This window comes from Meridianimarinicoccus zhengii (assembly GCF_003254465.1).
Lineage (GTDB): Bacteria > Pseudomonadota > Alphaproteobacteria > Rhodobacterales > Rhodobacteraceae > Meridianimarinicoccus > Meridianimarinicoccus zhengii.
The window spans coordinates 1-600 of record NZ_QDFI01000204.1; the positions used below are offsets into that span (position 1 = coordinate 1).

Genomic DNA, 600 nt, shown 5'->3' on the forward strand with positions numbered 1-600 from the left:
CGCCCCGTGTGGGAGCGTACTGCGTACGGGCCAGGTGAAAGGGCTGTGGTTGGAGAGAACTCGCAACCTCAAGGCCCTGCAGATTTAGCTACATGGCAGTCACGTAGGATCCGGTTGATACCCGAAGGGGATCGAGTCGTAGGAGTAATTGTCTGTAACGGGGACAAGATACCGGACGCTGGTGCCAATGTGCTAGATGATCCGATGACCCCATATCGTTTCTCCACGAATAAGTCGAAAAAAGACCATGATGTTTACTATCCACGTCCTTATGACGTAGAGCGAACAATGTGGAAAGCGCTAGATGCCTTAGTCGTTGCAGAAACTGATGGCGGATTTAGTGCTAAAGAAAAGGCTCCTAAGCGGCCGAAAAACCTTGCTAGCCTGGCAGAATTGGCTGTACAAAAGGCCAATGTTCCAGCAGTGCTGAATGTGGATCTGGTTTCTGTGGAGTACGGTCCGCAGGCATCGTCGGTAGCAACTACCTATGCTTCTCGCATGAGCATGCCGGTAGTTTTGCTCCTGACGGAAGCGAAACATCTGCGAGGAAAAGTGCGCGAGATTGCTCGTGCAACCACACAATCTGCAGTGGCTTTAGGG

1 protein-coding gene is annotated in these 600 nt (G+C 51.8%); it reads left to right on the top strand.

The window, feature by feature from the left end; genetic code table 11:
• Positions 1-6 precede the first annotated feature (6 nt).
• A partial coding sequence (locus tag DDE13_RS22635) for a type I-E CRISPR-associated protein Cse1/CasA (protein ID WP_268951273.1) occupies positions 7-600 on the top strand: 594 nt, incomplete at its 3' end.